This window comes from Streptomyces sp. NPDC101165 (assembly GCF_044768135.1).
GTDB lineage: Bacteria > Actinomycetota > Actinomycetes > Streptomycetales > Streptomycetaceae > Streptomyces.
This window is the reverse complement of the sequence record NZ_JBIWPG010000031.1, coordinates 33,952-50,937: the sequence shown is the minus strand read 5'-3', so window position 1 is coordinate 50,937 and position 16,986 is coordinate 33,952. Positions and strand designations below refer to the sequence as shown.

The 16,986-nt window shown below is 71.9% G+C and carries 17 protein-coding genes; 8 read left to right on the top strand and 9 right to left on the bottom strand.

All coding sequences use genetic code 11. The features are described 5' to 3' along the window. Positions 1 to 115: 115 nt before the first annotated feature. On the bottom strand, positions 116 to 1,366 hold the full coding sequence (locus ACIRVH_RS42565) for a serine hydrolase domain-containing protein (RefSeq protein ID WP_403965369.1): 1,251 nt from the start codon (positions 1,364 to 1,366) through the stop codon (positions 116 to 118). Positions 1,367 to 1,835: 469 nt separating this feature from the next. Beyond that, positions 1,836 to 2,303, bottom strand: coding sequence for a hypothetical protein (locus tag ACIRVH_RS42560; protein ID WP_403965367.1), 468 nt, complete (start codon positions 2,301 to 2,303; stop codon positions 1,836 to 1,838). Between the two features lie 279 nt (positions 2,304 to 2,582). Between ACIRVH_RS42560 and ACIRVH_RS42555 the strand changes: the two genes are divergently transcribed. Further along, a complete protein-coding gene (locus ACIRVH_RS42555) occupies positions 2,583 to 3,932 on the top strand; it encodes a transaminase (protein ID WP_403965365.1) in 1,350 nt (449 codons plus the stop codon). Between the two features lie 38 nt (positions 3,933 to 3,970). Next, complete coding sequence (locus ACIRVH_RS42550) at positions 3,971 to 4,411, top strand: Lrp/AsnC family transcriptional regulator (RefSeq protein WP_403965363.1); 441 nt, start codon at positions 3,971 to 3,973, stop codon at positions 4,409 to 4,411. Between the two features lie 33 nt (positions 4,412 to 4,444). On the opposite strand, the gene ACIRVH_RS42545 is transcribed toward ACIRVH_RS42550, so the two are convergent. Beyond that, positions 4,445 to 5,551: a PP2C family protein-serine/threonine phosphatase gene (locus ACIRVH_RS42545; protein ID WP_403965361.1), complete on the bottom strand. Its 1,107-nt coding sequence runs from the start codon at positions 5,549 to 5,551 to the stop codon at positions 4,445 to 4,447. 227 nt (positions 5,552 to 5,778) lie between these two features. On the opposite strand from ACIRVH_RS42545, the gene ACIRVH_RS42540 reads away from it, so the two are divergent. After that, positions 5,779 to 6,687, top strand: a complete 909-nt coding sequence (locus tag ACIRVH_RS42540; protein WP_403965359.1) for a GNAT family N-acetyltransferase — start codon at positions 5,779 to 5,781, stop codon at positions 6,685 to 6,687. Positions 6,688 to 6,731: 44 nt separating this feature from the next. Continuing rightward, positions 6,732 to 7,076 (top strand): hypothetical protein, encoded by a 345-nt coding sequence (locus ACIRVH_RS42535; RefSeq protein WP_403965357.1) that lies wholly within the window; start codon positions 6,732 to 6,734, stop codon positions 7,074 to 7,076. On the opposite strand, the gene ACIRVH_RS42530 is transcribed toward ACIRVH_RS42535, so the two are convergent. From ACIRVH_RS42530 to ACIRVH_RS42515, 4 genes are all read right to left on the bottom strand, one after another. Continuing rightward, a complete protein-coding gene (locus ACIRVH_RS42530) occupies positions 7,073 to 7,969 on the bottom strand; it encodes a Gfo/Idh/MocA family protein (RefSeq protein WP_403965355.1) in 897 nt (298 codons plus the stop codon). The two genes, ACIRVH_RS42535 and ACIRVH_RS42530, sit on opposite strands and share 4 nt — an antisense overlap. Positions 7,970 to 8,004: 35 nt before the next feature. Beyond that, positions 8,005 to 8,988, bottom strand: coding sequence for an ATP-grasp ribosomal peptide maturase (gene tgmB / locus ACIRVH_RS42525; protein WP_403965353.1), 984 nt, complete (start codon positions 8,986 to 8,988; stop codon positions 8,005 to 8,007). Between the two features lie 17 nt (positions 8,989 to 9,005). Next, a complete protein-coding gene (tgmA, locus tag ACIRVH_RS42520; RefSeq protein ID WP_014670659.1) occupies positions 9,006 to 9,197 on the bottom strand; it encodes a putative ATP-grasp-modified RiPP in 192 nt (63 codons plus the stop codon). 179 nt (positions 9,198 to 9,376) lie between these two features. Then, positions 9,377 to 10,243 (bottom strand): fructosamine kinase family protein, encoded by an 867-nt coding sequence (locus ACIRVH_RS42515; RefSeq protein ID WP_403965351.1) that lies wholly within the window; start codon positions 10,241 to 10,243, stop codon positions 9,377 to 9,379. A gap of 189 nt (positions 10,244 to 10,432) precedes the next feature. On the opposite strand from ACIRVH_RS42515, the gene ACIRVH_RS42510 reads away from it, so the two are divergent. Both ACIRVH_RS42510 and ACIRVH_RS42505 read left to right on the top strand, forming a co-directional pair. Then, positions 10,433 to 11,143 carry a tRNA-dependent cyclodipeptide synthase gene (locus ACIRVH_RS42510; protein ID WP_403965349.1) on the top strand — a complete coding sequence of 237 codons (711 nt, stop codon included), beginning with the start codon at positions 10,433 to 10,435 and terminating at the stop codon, positions 11,141 to 11,143. Next, entirely contained in the window at positions 11,140 to 12,348 is a 1,209-nt protein-coding gene (locus ACIRVH_RS42505; protein WP_403965347.1) for a cytochrome P450, read from the top strand. Before ACIRVH_RS42510 ends, ACIRVH_RS42505 begins: the two co-directional genes overlap by 4 nt. A 76-nt stretch (positions 12,349 to 12,424) precedes the next feature. Here the strand turns inward: ACIRVH_RS42505 and ACIRVH_RS42500 are convergent, their stop codons facing one another. Beyond that, a complete protein-coding gene (locus ACIRVH_RS42500) occupies positions 12,425 to 13,300 on the bottom strand; it encodes a hypothetical protein (RefSeq protein ID WP_403965345.1) in 876 nt (291 codons plus the stop codon). Positions 13,301 to 13,402: 102 nt separating this feature from the next. Further along, positions 13,403 to 14,404, bottom strand: coding sequence for a hypothetical protein (locus tag ACIRVH_RS42495; protein ID WP_403965343.1), 1,002 nt, complete (start codon positions 14,402 to 14,404; stop codon positions 13,403 to 13,405). Between the two features lie 274 nt (positions 14,405 to 14,678). Here ACIRVH_RS42495 and ACIRVH_RS42490 point away from each other — a divergent pair, with 274 nt between their 5' ends. Both ACIRVH_RS42490 and ACIRVH_RS42485 read left to right on the top strand, forming a co-directional pair. Next, on the top strand, positions 14,679 to 16,082 hold the full coding sequence (locus ACIRVH_RS42490) for a glycoside hydrolase family 43 protein (RefSeq protein ID WP_403965341.1): 1,404 nt from the start codon (positions 14,679 to 14,681) through the stop codon (positions 16,080 to 16,082). A 215-nt stretch (positions 16,083 to 16,297) separates the two neighbouring features. Beyond that, positions 16,298 to 16,951 (top strand): hypothetical protein, encoded by a 654-nt coding sequence (locus tag ACIRVH_RS42485; RefSeq protein WP_403965339.1) that lies wholly within the window; start codon positions 16,298 to 16,300, stop codon positions 16,949 to 16,951. Positions 16,952 to 16,986: the final 35 nt, after the last annotated feature.

Sequence of the window (16,986 nt, the reverse complement as noted above, 5' to 3'; positions counted from 1 at the left end):
ACGGCTCTCCTGGCTGGTCGGCTCTGGCGAGGCAGGCGCGGTCCAGTACACACCGTCGTGGTCCGGCAGCGAACAGGGCGTCCTCGACTCGACCGGAAACCGCCCTGGTCGGAACCTATCTGGCCGCGGGTTCGGCCGGCAGGTTGAAGACGTGGTTCGGGGAGATGATCTGCGTGATCGCCTCGCCGAACAGGGTGCTCGGTTCCTGGCCGTTGTGGTCGATGTCGGTGTTGAGCAGCACCACGAGGGTCGCCTGTGCCGCCGGGAGATAGACGGTCAGGGACTCGTAGCCCGGCAGGGAGCCGTTGTGGCCGATCCAGCCCTGCACGTTGAAGATGCCCAGCCCGTACCCTGCCCCCGGGATCGGTGTGGCCGGTGTGGTGAGCCGCTGCCTCTGTGTGACCGGGCTGATCATCCAGCTGCCGTCCGGGAATTGGCCGGTAGCCACCGTGCGCGCCCACACCCGCAGGTCGTCCTGGGTCGAGATCATCGCGCCGGCCGCCCACGCCCAGGACGGGTTCCAGCCGGCCGTGTCCGCGATCTTGCCGTCGGCCGTCTGGTTCGTGTAGCCCTGCGCGTGCGGGGCGGGGAACTCCGCGCCGGCCGGGAACAGGGTGTTCTTCAACCCGGCGGGCTCCAGGACGTGCTGACGGATGTAGTCGCCGAGGCGCTGTCCGCTCCGCTGCTCGACGACCAGGCCGAGCAGGATGAGATTGGTGTTGCTGTAGTAGAACTTCTGTCCCGGCGGGAACAGCACCGGGTGCTTGAAGGAGTAGGCGAGCAGCTGCTGGGGCGTGAAGGGGCGTTGCGGATCGGACGTGAGCGCCTTGAAGAAGTCGTCGTCCGCGGAGTAGTTGTAGAGTCCGCTGCGCATCCCGGCGAGCTGCCGCAGCGTGATCTGGTTCCCGTTCGGCACCCCGTCGATGTACTTGCCGATCGGATCGTCCAGGCCGACCTTGCCCTGGTCCACCAGCTGCAGCAGCGCCGTCACGGTGAACGTCTTGGTCTCGCTGCCGATCCGCATGTACAGGTCGGGTGTCATCGTCCGGCCGCTGCTCTTGTCGGCGACACCGAACGAGCTGACGTAGCTGCCCTGGTGCGGTGTCCAGATGCCGACCATCACGCCGGGCACGTTCGCCTCGGTCATCACCTTCTGCACGGCGGCGTCGAGTTGGCGGGCCACGTCCGGCGTGATCGTGCGGACCTCCGCCCCCGAAGGGGAGGGGGAGGGCTGTTCGGCGGCGAACGCGGTGGGCACGGAGACCGGCGCCGCCCCTGCGGGAGCGCCGCCGAGCGGCACCATCAGTGTCCCCACCACGACGGCGACCGCGGCCCCCCGGCGCAGGCGTGCGGATGAATGCGACATGGGCTGACTCCAAGCACGTGAGAGCAGTACGTGCGGCGGGCGAGACGTCGGAGCCCTGGCTCCCCAGCATAGGAGCGCGCACCCGGCGGCGCCTGTCGGCCGGACGGGCCCCTCCACGGCCCGAGCCGCCCCTGTTCCGGGACGCGTGTCGGACGGGCGGACGGCCCCGTTCGAGGCGGGTGCTCACCTGCCCCGGCGAGCCGCCGGAGCCGAGCGCACCGGTGGCGCGGCCCGGGCGTTGCCCGGCATGGACGTCACCGACCGCGCGGACGGGACGGTTCGGGCGGACCGGAGCAGCCGCAGGGCCCCGGTGGACCGGATGGACCGGACCCGAGAGCCGATCCACGCCCAACTCGTGGCGGAGTGGCGGGCCAAGGGGTGCACCGTCCCCGCGGAACCCGACGTGCTCCGGGTCTCCTCGCCGGGCCCGTGCTGCGCATCCTGCCCGAGCCCGAACGCCCCTGATCCGCTACTGCCCGAGCGACGGCGCGAGGACCGCCAGCGTGCCGTTGGCCTCCTGCAGTGCCGCCTCCAGAATGCCGGGCCGGTGCAGGGTGCCGTTGCCGTCCGGCGGGACCAGCCACTCCAAGGAGCGGGCGGGCCGGTACGGCGGTGGCACGGAGACCCAGGACCCCTTGGCCGCGTAGCGCAGGCCGGCGCCGACCCAGCCCCCGGACGGGTCCGGCGGCAGGAAGAACCCGACCCGCCCCGCGGCGGTGTCCACCAGGGTCGGCCCCGGCACGGGCAGCGAGGGCCGCCACAGCAGGTCCAGGGTGAGCAGACCGAGCCGCTCGGGGACGCTCAGGACGTCCCAGAAGCGGCCCGCCTCCAGCAGCGCGATGCCCTCCCCGTGGTCCCACTCCCATTTGCACGCTCGGGGATCGGCCGCCGCCGCGGCGAGCCACTCCACGCCCCGCTTCCACATCCTGTTCGTCATGCACCCGCTCCGCTGATCCTGCACACCAACCCGGCATATGCATGCTGTTAGATATTTCTACCTGGCGGAAGGGGTGGCGAACCCTGGCGTTTAAGACATTGCGTTCGAACACGGGACAATGGTTCGCCAGTTGGGGCAACACCACCATGGCGGCAGAGTGTCCAGCCGACGCTCGATTCAAGCGTCGAAGCAGCCGATTCGAGCGTTGAGTCTTGAAGTCATCGCGTTTTCGCTCGTACGCTCGGACCATTCCGTCCCCGGCATGCATCGAGGTACCCCATGGACCGCACGCGTCTGCACGCCCTCCTGGCCCGCGAGAGCGCCGAGGCCGAACGCCGCAACCCGCGCTCCAAGGCGGCCTACGAGAAGGCCGACCACCTCTTCGGCCGGGTGCCGATGACCTGGATGAACAAGACGGCCGGTGCCTTCCCGCGCTACCTGGCCGGGGCCCGCGGCGCACGGATCACCGACGTGGACGGGCACGAGTACATCGACTTCTGCCTCGGTGACACGGGCGCGATGGCCGGTCACTCGCCCGCCGCGGTCACCGAGGCGGTCGACCGCCGGTACGCCGGTCTGGGCGGGGCCACCGCCATGCTGCCCACGGAGGACGCCGAGTGGGTCGGCGCCGAGCTGACCCGCCGCTTCGGCCTGGCCCGCTGGAGCTTCTCGCTGACCGCGACCGACGCCAACCGATGGGCGATCCGGCTCGCCCGGGCCGTCACCGGGCGCCCGAAGATCCTGGTCAACAGTTACTGCTACCACGGCAGCGTCGACGAGTCGCTGATCGTCGTCGGCCCGGACGGCCGGGGCACCGCCCGCCCCGGCAACGTCGGAGCCCCCTGTGACGTCACCCTGACCAGCAGGGTCGCCGAGTTCAACGATCTCGCCGGGCTGGAGCGCGAGCTGGCCCACGGGGACGTCGCCGCCGTCCTCATGGAGCCCGCGCTCACCAACATCGGCATCGTCCTGCCCGAGCCCGGCTATCTCGCCGGCGTTCGGGACCTGACCGGACGGTACGGCGCCCTGCTCATCAACGACGAGACCCACACCTTCTCGGCGGGCCCGGGCGGCTGCACGGCCGCCTGGGACCTCGAGCCGGACCTGCTCACCATCGGCAAGGCGATCGGCGGCGGTATCCCGGCCGGCGCCTACGGCCTCTCCGCGGACCTCGCCGAGCGGCTGCTGGACCGCGCCGACCTGGACCTCGTCGACATGGGCGGCGTCGGCGGCACCCTCGCCGGCAACGCGCTGTCGGTCGCCGCGACCCGGGCCACCCTGGAGCGCGTGCTCACCGACGAGGCCTTCGCCCGGATGGCGAAGCTCTCCGAGCGCTTCGAGGAGGGTGTCCGGGCCGGCATCGAGGCCCACCAGCTGCCCTGGTCCGTCAGCCGCCTCGGCGCCCGCACCGAGTACCGCTTCACCTCGCCGGCGCCCCGCACGGGCACCGAGTCCGCCGCGGCCGCCGACCCGGAGCTGGAGGACTTCCTGCACCTCTACCTCGCCAACCGGGGCATCCTGCTGACCCCGTTCCACAACATGGCGCTCATGTGCCCCGACACCACCGAGCAGGACGTCGACACGCACACCCAGGTGTTCGCCGCGGCCCTCGCCGAACTGGCCGGCTGAGCAGGAACCTTCCCCCGACACAGCACGAAGGGAGAGTCGTGGACGAGATCGACCGGGCCATCCTGCGCGAGCTGCAGACCGACGGCCGTATCGCCTATGCCGACCTCGGCCCGAAGGTCGGGCTGTCCGCCTCGGCGGCCCGCCAGCGCCTGCAACGCCTGCTGGACACGAGGGCCGTTCAGGTCGTCGGCATCACCGACCCGATGGCCATGGGCGGGCAGGCCATGGCCCTGCTCGGCATCGGCGTCGACGGCGACCCGCGCGTCGTCGCCGACGCTCTCGCCGAACGCCCCGAGGTGGTCTACTCCGTGCTCACCGCCGGCGGGTTCGACCTGTTCGCCGAGGTGGTCGCGCCGGGCCCCAAGGACCTGCTGGACTTCGTCAACGACGTGGTCCGGCCGATCGAGGGCGTCCGCGAGATCCACTCCTTCCCGTACTTCGGCATCCACACCCACCGCTTCCTGTGGGACGTGGGCTGACCCGTGTGTCCGCACAGGCACGGGGTGCCGAGGTCAGGTGCCCGGCGGCTGGGGCGTCAGGACCAGCAGGGTGGCGTCGTCGCGCACCTCGTAGTGCTGTAGGCCGAGGTCGGTCCACACGGCGTCGGCCAGGTCGCCGGAGACGGTGTCCGCGATGTCGGACAGCCGCTCGGGCAGCGGATAGAAGTTGCCGGAGGCGTTCCGGGCCTCCCAGACGCCGTCGGAGGCCAGCAACAGGCGGTCGCCCGGCGTGAGCGGCACGGTGACCTCCTTGGGGGGATCGGCGCCGATCAGCCCGAGGCCCAAAGGGGGAGCCGACGTGACGGCCACCTCGCGGGCCCGGCCGTCGTGCAGCAGCACCGGGGCCGGATGCCCGTAGGCGACCACCCGCACCGCCCGCGCGTCGGGTGTGAACTCGAGCAGCACCGCGGTCGCGAACAACTCCGCATGCCGTTCACCCGCCGAGTCCACCCCCAGCCTGCGGTCCATGCGGGCCGCGACCGACGCCAGGTCCGGCTGGTCCAGCACCGCCTCCCGGAAGGCGCCCAGCAGCGACACCACCGTCGCGACCGCCGCCAGCCCGTGCCCCCGCACGTCTCCCAGCACCGCCCGGACGCCGTGCGGCCCCGCCCGCACGTCGAAGAAGTCCCCGCCCACCAGCGTCCCGTCCTGGGCGGCCCGGTAGAAGCCCGTGCACCCCACCCGCCCCACGCGCTCCGGCAGCGGCGGCATCACGGCCTGTTGCACGGCCTCCCCGATCGCCCGCTCCATGACCAGCTGGGCGTCCCGGAGCCTGCGCGCGTAGGAGAGGAACACACTCAGCAGGGCGACGAACACGATGGTGAGCAGATCGGTGTTGCCCGGACGGTTCAGGTGCGTCGACGGGAGGTTCAGCACCACGACCACCAGAGCGCCCAGGACGGCGGTCGCCACCGGCCCGTACGACAGGACGGCGAGCGGCGGGATCGCGCCCAGAAGGAAGCCGAGATCGCTCGCATGCGGGGTGACGAACGTGGCCGTGGTCACCGCCACCAGCAGCGCCACCGGCAACACCCGCACCCATCGCGGCGGTGGCGCGCCCTGCAGCCAGCCGCGCTCTTCCCGGTTCCGCCGCGACGACGAGCCGCGCACCGATCTCACATCCCCACGCTACGCCGTCGCCGGGAGCGGGGTGCACCGAGGAAAAGCCGTCGACACCCGGCCGTCCGTCCTCCTAGCGTGTGCAGCACGCCCGAGACGGCACCGGAAGGAGGCGAGCGTCATGCAGTCCGCAGTCATTCAGCGCTCCCGTCTTCCCGTTCCTCGGGCGTAACACGTCTGACCGGGAGCGCGTCCCGCTGTACGCAGCACGCATCCCGGAGGAATCCATGACCGCTGTGGTCATCCGCACGCTCGACGAGAGCAGTGCTCACCTTTTCGACACCCTGCCCGACCCGCTGGGCTTCCGTGAGAAGCACCGGCGGACCCGGTACCGGCCCGACTGGAAGCGGGTCGCCCTGCGGGACGGCCGGGTCGTGGCCCGCGCCGCCTGGTGGGCCCGGCCGGAGGACCCCGAGCCGCTCGTCATCAACTGGTTCGACGTGGCCGAGGGCGAGGAGGACGCGGGAGCCGCACTCCTGCGGACGGCACCCTGGCGCACCGAGGAACTCGAACTCGACCTGCCCGCCGGCTGGCGGGACGTCCCCGGTCTGCCGGCCGCCGTCGCCACCCGCACCGCCGCCGCCCGCAAGGCCGGATACGAACCGCTCGTGGAACGCTTCATCTACCGCTGGACCCCGGAGCACGGCCTGCCCGAGCGTCCCGGACGCCTCGTCTTCTCCGCCGAACCGGAGGACACCGTCTTCTTCGACGCCCTGCGCCGTATCCACTCCGTCACCCTGGACGCCCATGCCCGGCGGGCCATCGCGCAGGGCGGAGTCGACCGGGCCGCCCAGGAGGAACTCGACATCTTCCACTGGTTCCCGTCACCGCGCGCGTGGTGGCAGCTCGCCCGCACGCCCGAGGGCGAGCCGGTCGGCATCCACATCCCGGCCCGCAATCCGTCCGGACCGTGCATCGGCTTCATCGGCGTCCTGCCGGAGCACCGCGGCCACGGCTACGCCTACGACCTGCTCGCCGAGTGCACCCACTTCCTCGTCGAACGCGACGCCGAGTTCATCGCCGCCGCCACGGACCAGGACAACTTCCCGATGGCCGCGCACTTCACCAGGGCCGGCTACCCGGTCGTGCGGGAGCGCCTCACCTTCTGGTCCGAGCGCGTTGTCAGTGCCGGGTGACAAGCTGACGGGGTGATCGACGGCGGCGGAGCGGGGGAGGGGCCATGGGGTTCGACGGTGCGGTGTGGCGGGTGCGTGCCGGGGAGGAGCCCGTCGGCGAGATCCTGATCGACGAGGCCGACTTCCCCTGGCTGTCGGGGAGCTTCACCACCGGCCCCGGCTTCACCGCCGTACAGGACCTCTTCGCCCGTGAGCTGGCCCTGCTGGAGGACGAGCGCTGGGAGGAGTGGGAGTCCGCCTACGACGAGATACGGCGCCGTGTCTCGCTGTCCTCACCGGACGGCCCGGTCCCCGAGTTCCTGCTGCACATCGAGGGGGACCGGGCTTGGTTCCGGTGGAGCGACGAACCGTTCGGGGAGGAGGACCAGGGCCCGTCCGACAGGCCCTAGGCGAGGGAGGCCGGTTCCCCGGCCAGCTTCGCCTCAGCCGCGGCCAGGATCTCGGTGACCCGCAGGCCGAACGTGGCGTCGCAGGGGTGCGGGCGGCCGGTGCGGGTGGAGGTGAGCAGGGCGTCGGCGGCGCGGGTGAGGGCGGGAACGGCGCCCTCGGAGCTTCTCGGCAGGAGCGAAACCCCGGCCTCGCCCCGCAGTTCGAGGTCGGCCCCGGCCGCCGCGGGCGGTGCCGTCAGGCTCAGTGTGAGCGTGCTGGACGCGCCCGTGGCGTGGTCGAGGACCAGGTGCACGGTGTCGGAGGGACCGTACGCCGCCGCCAGGACCTGCCGTACGTCGCCGAGGACCGGGAGCAGGACGGACAGGGCATGCGGTCCCACGTCCCACAGCGCGCCCTTCTCCCGCCGCCAGGGGGAGGCCGCGAACGGGCTGTCGCTCGTGAACACCGCCCCGAGCCACTGCGCCCGCGCCGTGAACCAGCCTGCCGAGGCCGCCTGTTCGTCGATCCAGGCCTCGGGTTCCTTCTGGAAGCGTGTGGTGAAGAACACCACCGAGGCGACCCCGGCCCGCTCCGCGGCCTCGGCCACGGCCCGCGCCTCGGCGACCCCCACCGCCAGCGGCTTGTCCAGGAGGAGATGCCGTCCCGCCTGCGCCGCCCGTACCGCCAACTCGGCCTGCACGGCCGGGGGAAGGGCCACGGCCACCGCGTCCACGTCGGCCAGCAGCGCGTCCACGTCGTCGTACGCCCCGACGCCGTACTGCTCCGCCAGCGTGGTGGCCGCCTCCGGGCGGCGGCCCCACACCCCGGCGAAGTCCAGGCCGGTGTGCCCGGCGAGCGCGGGGGCGTAGGCCGCCTGGGCCCACGGGCCCGTTCCCAGCAGTCCGATGCGCATCTCGCGTTCCTTTCCGCGGACCGGTCGCCACGGCCTCACGGTGCCGTGTCCCGGTCGCCGTTGACGTGCGACACCGCACGGTCCCCGTGCCCGGCCAGCCACTGCGCGATGGTCTCGGCGATCGGCTGGCCGGTGTCCATCTCGACGAAGCCGAACTGGCCCGACTGGTTGCACTCCAGGAACCACCAGATCCCGTCCGCGTCCTCCGCGAAGTCAAAGGCACCGTACGCGAGTTCGGCGTCCTTCAGATAGCGGAGGACGGCCTCGGCGACGCGCGGGGGCACTTCCGCCGGGAGCCAGGGGGAGACCGACGGGGCGAAGCGGACGTCGATGTCGTCGGGGTGGCCGTCCGGGTCGGCCGGCTTGCGCGCGGCCAGCAGCCGCTCGCCGACGACCGTGAGCCGGATGTCGGCCCGCTTGGAGATCCGCCGCTGCAGCAGGGTCGGACCGAAGGCGACGGCCGCGAAGTCGGCGTCCGGCGGGACCCGGCTGGTGGGCACGGCCCGCGGCGGCTCCTGGGGATGTGCGCCGGAGACGGGCTTGACCACCAGGTCCGGGAAGCGCTCGGCGAACTCCCGGGCCGCCTGCGGAAACGTGGTGATCAGGGTGGCCGGCACGGCGAGCCCGCTGAGCTGGGCGAGCCGCAGCTGCCAGGGCTTGTGGCGGGCCCGGCGGGCCGCGTCCGGATGGTTCATCCAGCGCGCGTCGGTGCAGCGCAGCATGCCGTACAGCGCCTGGGTGGACTCCTCGGTCAGCCAGGCGGAGGGCTGGTCGGCGCGCAGGGCCGCGTCCCCCGGCCTGCGCACCCAGATGGAGCGCAGGCCGTTCATGCTCACGAGGCGCCCGCCGACGGACAGGTGTCCGCGGCAGGCGCCCTGCACGTACTCGCCCGACAGCGCCACGCCGTTGGTGAGGTCGGCGGGATCGAGCCGGACCACGGGCACGCCGGCCCGGCCCAACTGGAGGACCACCATGTCCGCCGTCACGTCCTCTTCACTGGTCAGGATGAGCACGGTCATCTTGCACAGGCCCGCGTTCAGTCGTCGAAGTGCGTCTTGGAGCCTGCCGTGGAGGTCGTTGTCCCCAGTGCTCTCAGAGTCGCGTGGTCGGTGGCGGCGATCCGCCCGTCCGGGAGGACGTTCAACTGCAGTCCGGAGTCGTACGCGTACGGAGCGGTGACGTCCAACTGCACAGCGGGGCGCGCGTAGTTGAGCGTGAACGGTTGCATGGTCTCTCCCTGATTCGGCTTTCACGTCCTTATACGAATCGAACGGGTGGTTGGTTTCCTTACGCTCCGTAACCGGGGTTCGGAGAGGGGTCGTTCGGGGCGTCGGGTAGGAGGACGTCACACCGGTCGAGGGGAGTTGCGCGGTCCGCCCGCAGACGTGCGGTGCCTTACGTTCCGTTTCATTCCGTGAGGGCGCCGCGAGCCGCGGCGAGGGCCTGCTCGGCGTAGCCGCGTCCGAACAGCACCACGTGCACCAGCAGCGGGAACAGCTGATGCAGGCCGACGCGGCGCCGCCAGCCCTCGGTCAGCGGCGCCGCCTCCTGGTAGCCGGCCAGCACCCGGTCCAGGTGCGGGCAGCCGAACAACTGGAGCATCGCCAGGTCGGTCTCCCGGTGCCCGCCGTGCGCGGCCGGATCGATGATCCGGACCGCCCCGTCTGTGGCCCACAGCACATTTCCGTTCCACAGGTCGCCGTGCAGCCGGGCGGGCGGCTCGGCCGGTCCGGCGAGTTCCGGGAGCCGCTCGCAGACCTGCTCGATCACGGCGGCCTCCGCGGGCCGGATCGTGCCGGCATCCACCGCACCGCGCAGATACGGCAGCACGCGGTGCTCGGCGTACCAGCCGGGCCAGTCTTCCCCGGGTGTGTTGCGCATGGGAGCGAGGCCGATGTACGCCTCCTCCGGGCCGCCCGGCGGCGGCGCGCCGAACGCCGGTGCCCCGGCGGCGTGCAGGGCGGCGAGGGCGTGGCCGAAACGCAGCGCCGCCGCGCCGTCGGGCCGCCCGGTCGGCACGCGCTCGGTGACCATCCACCGCTCGTCGTGACCGAGCACCTCCGGCACCCGGACCGCACCCGCCGCGCCGAGCCAGCGCAGCCCGGTCACCTCGGCTCGTACCGCGCCCGGGGCGTCGCCACGCTTGACCATCACCGCCGTTCCGCCCTCCAGCGTCACCTCGGCGGGCGACCCGGACGGCGTCCGCGCTGCCGTGACCCGGCGCCCGGTGAGCCGGGACGCCGCCTGCCCTGGATCCTCGTCTCGGTTGACCACAGGCCTCAGCGTACGGCCCGTAAATGAGGTTCCTCTGAGGGCACTTCGACCATTGATACGACTGATTTCAGCCAAACCCAGGCAGTAACTACCCGTGTTGACGGTGTACGACTAGCGTGAGGGCGCCGCGTCGCCACACCAGGGGCACAGGGCCCTGACGGGACTAGCGCGCGGCGGAGGGTATCCCCCTTGACCACAGCATCCGTGCTGATGGCCGACGTCTTCGAGGTTCAGCCCTACACCTCCCACTGCGAAGTCATCTTCGGCGAGGGCGCACACGCCGTGATCGGCGTGTCGCCGGGCAACAGCTACTTCTCCGCCCAACGCCTGCATGACCTCGCCCGCTGGGGGCTGGACCACTTCGACAGGGTCGACTTCGTCTACACCGACCTGTACGTGGCCGAGATGTACGAGGCGTCCGGCTACGCGCCGGACGAGGCCCGCCGCAAGGCCGTGAAGAACCTGCGGGGCGTGCGCGCGAAGGTCCGCGACGCGGTGACGGAGGCCGACCCGGACGGCGCCCGGCTCGACTGGCACCCGATGTCGGCCTTCCGCACCAACCCCGCCTACCAGGAGATCCACCGGCAGCTGAAGCACCGGCTGCATTCCGACGGCGACTTCCGGCGCGTCTGCAACGCCCTGGTGAGCCGTTTTCTGTCGGCCCGCGGCGAGCAGGCGAGCGAGCGGCAGCGCGAGGTGTGCCTGGAGTACGTGTGCGCCGAGGCGCCCCTGTTCCTGGACACCCCCGCCATCCTCAAGGTGCCCTCGTCTCTCAACTGCTATCACCAACTGCTGCCGATGGCCGAGCTGTTGTACTCCCGCGGCGCCGGACTGCGCGCCTCCCGCAACCAGGGCCACGCCGTCGTGACGCCCGCCGCCCAGCAAGGAGCCGCGGCATGACCACCGCCCCCGACATCCGCACCGAAGCGCCGCTGTTGGACTTCCCGTTCTCCTGGGACGGCACCCGCGTGCCCGCCGAGGTCGAGGACCTGCGCGCCGCCACCCCGGTACGGCGCGTGCGGACCATCGCCGGCGACGAGGCATGGCTGGTCTCCTCCTACGACCTGTGCCGGCAGGTCCTCAAGGACGAGCGCTTCTCCCTCAAGGACACCTCCGAGCCTGGGGTCCCCCGCCAGTACGCGCTCACGATCCCGCCCGAGGTCGTGAACAACATGGGCAACATCACCGGGGCGGGGCTGCGCCGGGCGGTGATGAAAGCGCTCAACCCCAAGGCCCCCGGCCTGCTGGACCGGCTGCGCGAGGACGCCCACCGCCTGGTGGACCTGATGGAGGCCGAAGGGCCGACGGTGGACCTGCGCGACGCGTTCTGCGAGCCGTACTCGGCGGGCATGCACTGCCGCATCCTCGGCATCCCGCAGACCGAGGCCCCGGCCTTCCTGCGCAGCCTCGACATCGCCTTCATGAACTCGGCGTGCCCGATCGCCGGCGCGAAGATCAACTGGGACCGGGACATCACCCGGATGACCGCCCTGCTCGGCGACCCGGCCACCCACGGGCTGATGGGTGAACTCGCCGCACTGCGCGACGACCCCGACTACGCCCACCTGACCGACGAGATGCTGGCCACCGTCGGCGTCACCATGTTCGGCGCCGGCACCATCTCCACCTCGGGCTTCCTCGCCATGGCCCTGGTCTACCTGCTCACCCACCCCGTGGCCAGGGACCTCCTCAGGGACCGCCCCGACCTGATCGACCCGGGCGTGGAGGAGCTGCTGCGGGTGAACCTCTCCATCGGCGACGCCCTGCCGCGCCTCGCCCTGGAGGACGTCCGGCTCGGCGACGTGCAGGTCCGCCGGGGCGAACTCGTCCTGGTCCTGGTGGAGGGCGCCAACCTCGACCCGGAGAAGTTCCCCGACCCGCACCGCTTCGACGTCCACCGCGACAACACCGCCGACCACCTCTCCTTCGGCGGCGGCGCCCACTACTGCCCCGCCACCGCACTCGGCCGCGCACACGCCCGGATCGCCCTGGAGGTCCTGCTCGAACGCCTGCCGGACCTCGCGCTCGCCGTGCCGCGGAGTCAACTGGTCTGGCGCACCGGCTTCATGAAGCGGATCCCCGAACGGCTCCCGGTGGCCTGGTAACCCACAGGCTCCCCGTACGTCCTGTACGGCGTCCCCGGTCCGGCACCCCGGACGGGGACGCCGACGTGCGCCACCGTCACCGGCGCGCGGACTCCCGTCGCGTCAGCCCCACCGGATTGCCGGGCGGCAGCAGCCCCGAGTCCTCGACGGTGCGGGCCAGCGGCTCCAGCAGCTCGGCCAGGCGTGCGGTGCGCTCCGCACCGAGCGCGGTCCACGGGCGCTCGGCCGCCCGGTCGGTCCGCATCTCGATGTGCGCGCGCCCGGCGACACCCGCGCGGGTCAGCGATCCGTCCTCGGCGAGGAAGCCGCGCTCCCGCAGCGCGGCCTCCGCCGCCGCCCAGTCCTCCGGCTCCCATCTGCGGGTCTCCCGCAGGAACGCCCCGTCCGACTCCCCGGCGGCCGCCTTGAGCACCATGGCCTCGACCGGACCGAGCCCCAGGCCGACCAGGACGGCGACATGCCCGTCGCCCCGGTGCTCCCGCAGGGTCGTCAGGGCCTGCCACAGCCGCACCGTCGGCCGCTCGGGCCGCTCCAGCGCCTGGTTGGCCGCGGCCAGCACCCGCCCCGGAATGTCTGCCGCTGCCGCCGCCTCCCACGCGAGGTCGGCCGCCTCCACCAGCTCCGCCGAGCTCGTCACGTCCGGCCCGAACAGACGGATCATGGCCGCGTCCATGGCCTCCCCACGGGCCGCCAGCACCTCCTCCGGAGCCGCGTACCGCCAGGCGTCGGGCAGTGCACGGGCCACCCGGGCGGGGTGGAAGACATAGAAGGAGCCGGTGACCACGGACGGCGACACCGCGCCCAGCGGGGCCGCCCGCAGCGCGAAGTACCCCATCCAGAACCCGCGCATCCCCAGCCGGTCCGCCGCCTGCCTCGCCTCGGGCGCGAAGTACACGAGATCGTGCACCGGTTCGTACCGCTCCCACATCGTCCGTGCCGTGCCGCCCGCCACTGCTTCCTCCCACCGCGTCGGCCTGCCGTGCTGTCGGCACCAGCCTGCGCTATGACCGCTGTCATAACAAGCGGGTACGGGTCATCTTCCGGCCCCTCGTGATCACTCGGGCAGGGCCTGAACACGCCCGATGACATTGCCCAGCAGCCCCGTGAACCACACCGCGTGGTCGGGACCGGCGGTGATGCGGAACGGCACCTTGTCCGCGCCGGCCGGCACCGGGAAGGCGGTGACCCTGCCGGTCGAGTCGACGCGACCGATCCGGCCGGCCTGATCGGCGTACCACACCTGCCCGTCCGGCCCGAGGGCGATGCCGCTGGGACTGCTGTCCGGGTCGGGCAGCGGGATCCCGGTGACATGTCCGGCGGAGTCGATCCGGTCGACCGAGTTCGAACCGGACGACGTGAACCACATGCCGCCGGGGCCGGTGACGATGTCGTCGGGAAAGCCGGACGCGGGCGGCAGCGCGAACTCGGCGATCCGGCCGGAGCCGTCGATCCGCCCGATCTTCCCGCCGGTCAGTTCGGTGAACCACAGCGCTCCGTCCCCGCCCGCCGCGATGGAGTTCGGGGAGGCGCTCGGGGTCGGGACCGGGTACTCGGTGATCCGGCCGGAGGTGGTGATGCGGCCGATCCTGTTGCCGTCCGCCTCGGTGAACCAGAGCGCACCGTCCGGTGCGGCTGCGATCCCGGTCGGGAAGCCGTCCGCCGTCGGCACCGGGAACTCCGTGAGCTGTCCGGAGGTGGTGATCCGGCCGATCCTGTTCACCTTCCCCTCGGTGAACCACAGGGCCTGGTCCGGGCCCGTGGTGACGGCGAGCGGGAAGCTGTCCGGACCGGAGGTGGGGAAGTCCGTGACTTTGCCTTCGACGGTGACCCGCCCGATCCGTCCGACTCCGGACGCCGCGAACCACACGGCCCCGTCCGGTCCCGTGGTGAGGCCGGCGGGGAGGGTGTCGGCCGTGGTCGTGATCGGAAACTCCGTCACATCGCCGACGTCGGCCCGGGCCGGGGCGGCGACGGCGGCGACCCCGGCCAGGGCGCCCAGCGACGCCGTGAGCAGTCGGCGGATGCCGCGTCTGAACACGGCTGCGGCGGCGGGCATGGCGCGGCCCCTTCTCGTTCTCGGCGGGGCGAGGGACAGGGGGGCGCCGCCGTGCCGTGATGGATCGTCGGACTCAGGCTAGGCGCGCCCGCACGGCCGTACGACCGCACCGGCCCGGACGGGGGACGGAGCGGCTGCCCCCAGGGCACCCCGTTGCCTCAGAGCCCCCTTCCCTGTCACAAGCATTGACGCGTCCCTCCCACACCTCTACTTTCTGACCGACTTACCGAACTCTGTTCGAAATACCGGCAGTTGAAGAGTCCCGGGAGACCACATGCGCGCAACCCCCCACCGCTCAGGCCTGCCCTCACGCCGGCTGTTCCTCGGCACGGCCGCCGCCGTACCGCTGGCCGCGGCCACCGACCTGACCCTGGGCGCCCGCCCCGCCCACGCCGCGGACTCCGCCTATGTCATGGGGTACTTCACCGAGTCACCGAACGGCACCGGCACCGACTACGGCCTGCACCTCGCCGTCAGCACGGACGCGCTGCGCTGGATGCCGCTCAACCAGAACAACCCCGTCGTCACCCCGACCGAAGGCGCCGGCGGACTGCGCGACCCGTTCGTTCTGCGCAAGCAGGACGGCGCCTTCGTCGTCCTCGCCACCGACCTCAAGGGCACCGACTGGAGCTACGTCAGTCAGTACATCCACGTCTGGGACTCCGCCGACCTGCGCACCTTCACCGACTACCGCCGCCTCGAGCTGCACGACATGAACACCCACAGCTGGGCCCCGGAGGCCTTCTGGGACGCGGGCCGCGGCCAGTACGGCATCATCTACTCGTCCGTGAACTCCAGCGGACACAACGTGATCATGGTGAACCACACCAGCGACTTCCGGACCGTCTCCGCCCCGCAGGTCTTCTTCGACCCCGGCTACGACGTCATCGACGGAGACCTTGCCGTAGGCGTCGACGGTGTCAACTACCTCTACTTCAAGAGCAGTTCGGCACAGGCGCTGGTCGGTGCCCGATCCACCTCGCTGGACCCCGGGAGCTTCTCCGTCTTCAGCACGCCGGTCGCCCACGGCGGCACCGAAGCCCCCATCCTCGTCAAGTCCCGGGCCTCGGGCACCTGGTGGCTGTGGGGAGACACGTACACGCCGAACGGCGTCTTCTACGCCTGGCAGAGCACCGACCTGGCCGCGGGCACCTGGACCGCGCTGGACCAGCGCACCTACACCCAGCCCGGCAACTCCAAGCACGGCACCGTCCAGCCCATCACCACCACCGAGTACACCGACCTCGTGGCCAGGTGGGGCGCACCCGCCTGGAACCGGATCAAGTCCTACAACCACCCGGACCGCTACATCCGCCACGCCGACTACGTGGGCCGCATCGACGCCTACCCCTTCGACCCGTACACCGACTCCCAGTGGGAGCTCGTCCCCGGCCTGGCCGACGGCTCCGGCGTCTCCTTCCGGTCGGTGAACTACCCGACCCGCTATCTGCGGCACTACGCGTACCAGCTGCGCCTCGACGTGAACGACGGCACCTCGGCCTTCGCCCAGGACGCCACCTTCCACCGGACCGCGGGCCTGGCCGACGCCGGCTGGACGTCCTTCCGCTCGCACAACCACCCCACCCGTTACCTCAGGCATTCGGACTACGTCCTGCGCATCGACCCGATCTCCACGGCCACGGACCAGGCGGACGCGACCTTCTTCGTGGGCTACTGACCGCGCCGGCCGAGCGTCGGGCGGACGGGTGACGGGAACTGGTCCGAACGAGGGGCGTTCCGGCGTGTCGATGGGACAGACGGGTGGAGCGATGACCCGGCTGGGCGGCCCGGATGGTGCGAGGCAACCGGCTGACTGACGGTGGTTCATGTCGAGGCCGGGTTCATTCAGCCGATGTCGAATCCGCTGCCCGGCCACGGCGGAAGGACCTCGACATGCGTTCTGCCCGCATCCTGCTCGCCACGGCTGCCGCCGCGGCCGCCCTCTCCTTTGCCACACCCGGCGCCGTGTTCGCCGTATCGGCCGGGGACGACGGCGGCCGTGACGACTCCTCGTACAGCAGCGACCAAGACAGCAGTTCCGGCCGCGACAGTGATTCCGGCGGTGGCCACGACAAGGGCTCCGGCGGCGACCACGACAAGGGGTCGGACAGCGACAACGACAACGACTACAGCACGGACCGCGACAGCAATGGCAGCCACGACTCGCCGCGCGGCGGAATGCACACGGGCGGCGGCGCCCTCGCCGCGGTGCGGGGTGACGACGACTGGAGCTCGAGCAGCGACGACAGCAGATTCGACCCCGAGACCTACAAGAACAAGGACGAGGACAGCGGCGACAAGGGAGACAAGGGGGACAAGGGCGACAGCGGCAAGGGGGACAAGGAGGACAGCGGCAGCGGCAAGGGGGACAAGGACGACTGGAGCGGCGGCGGTGACGACCAGGACAAGCCGCACGGCGGCATGCACACCGGAGGCGGCGCCCTCGCCACGCCCGGTGTCACCGCGGGCGGGCTCGCCGTGCTCGCCGTAGGCGCCACCGGCATGTACGCACTGCGTCGGAAGAAGGCCACCGAGCCGGCGTCCTGACCGGACTCCCGTATGCCAGGGGATGCGGCCGCCGC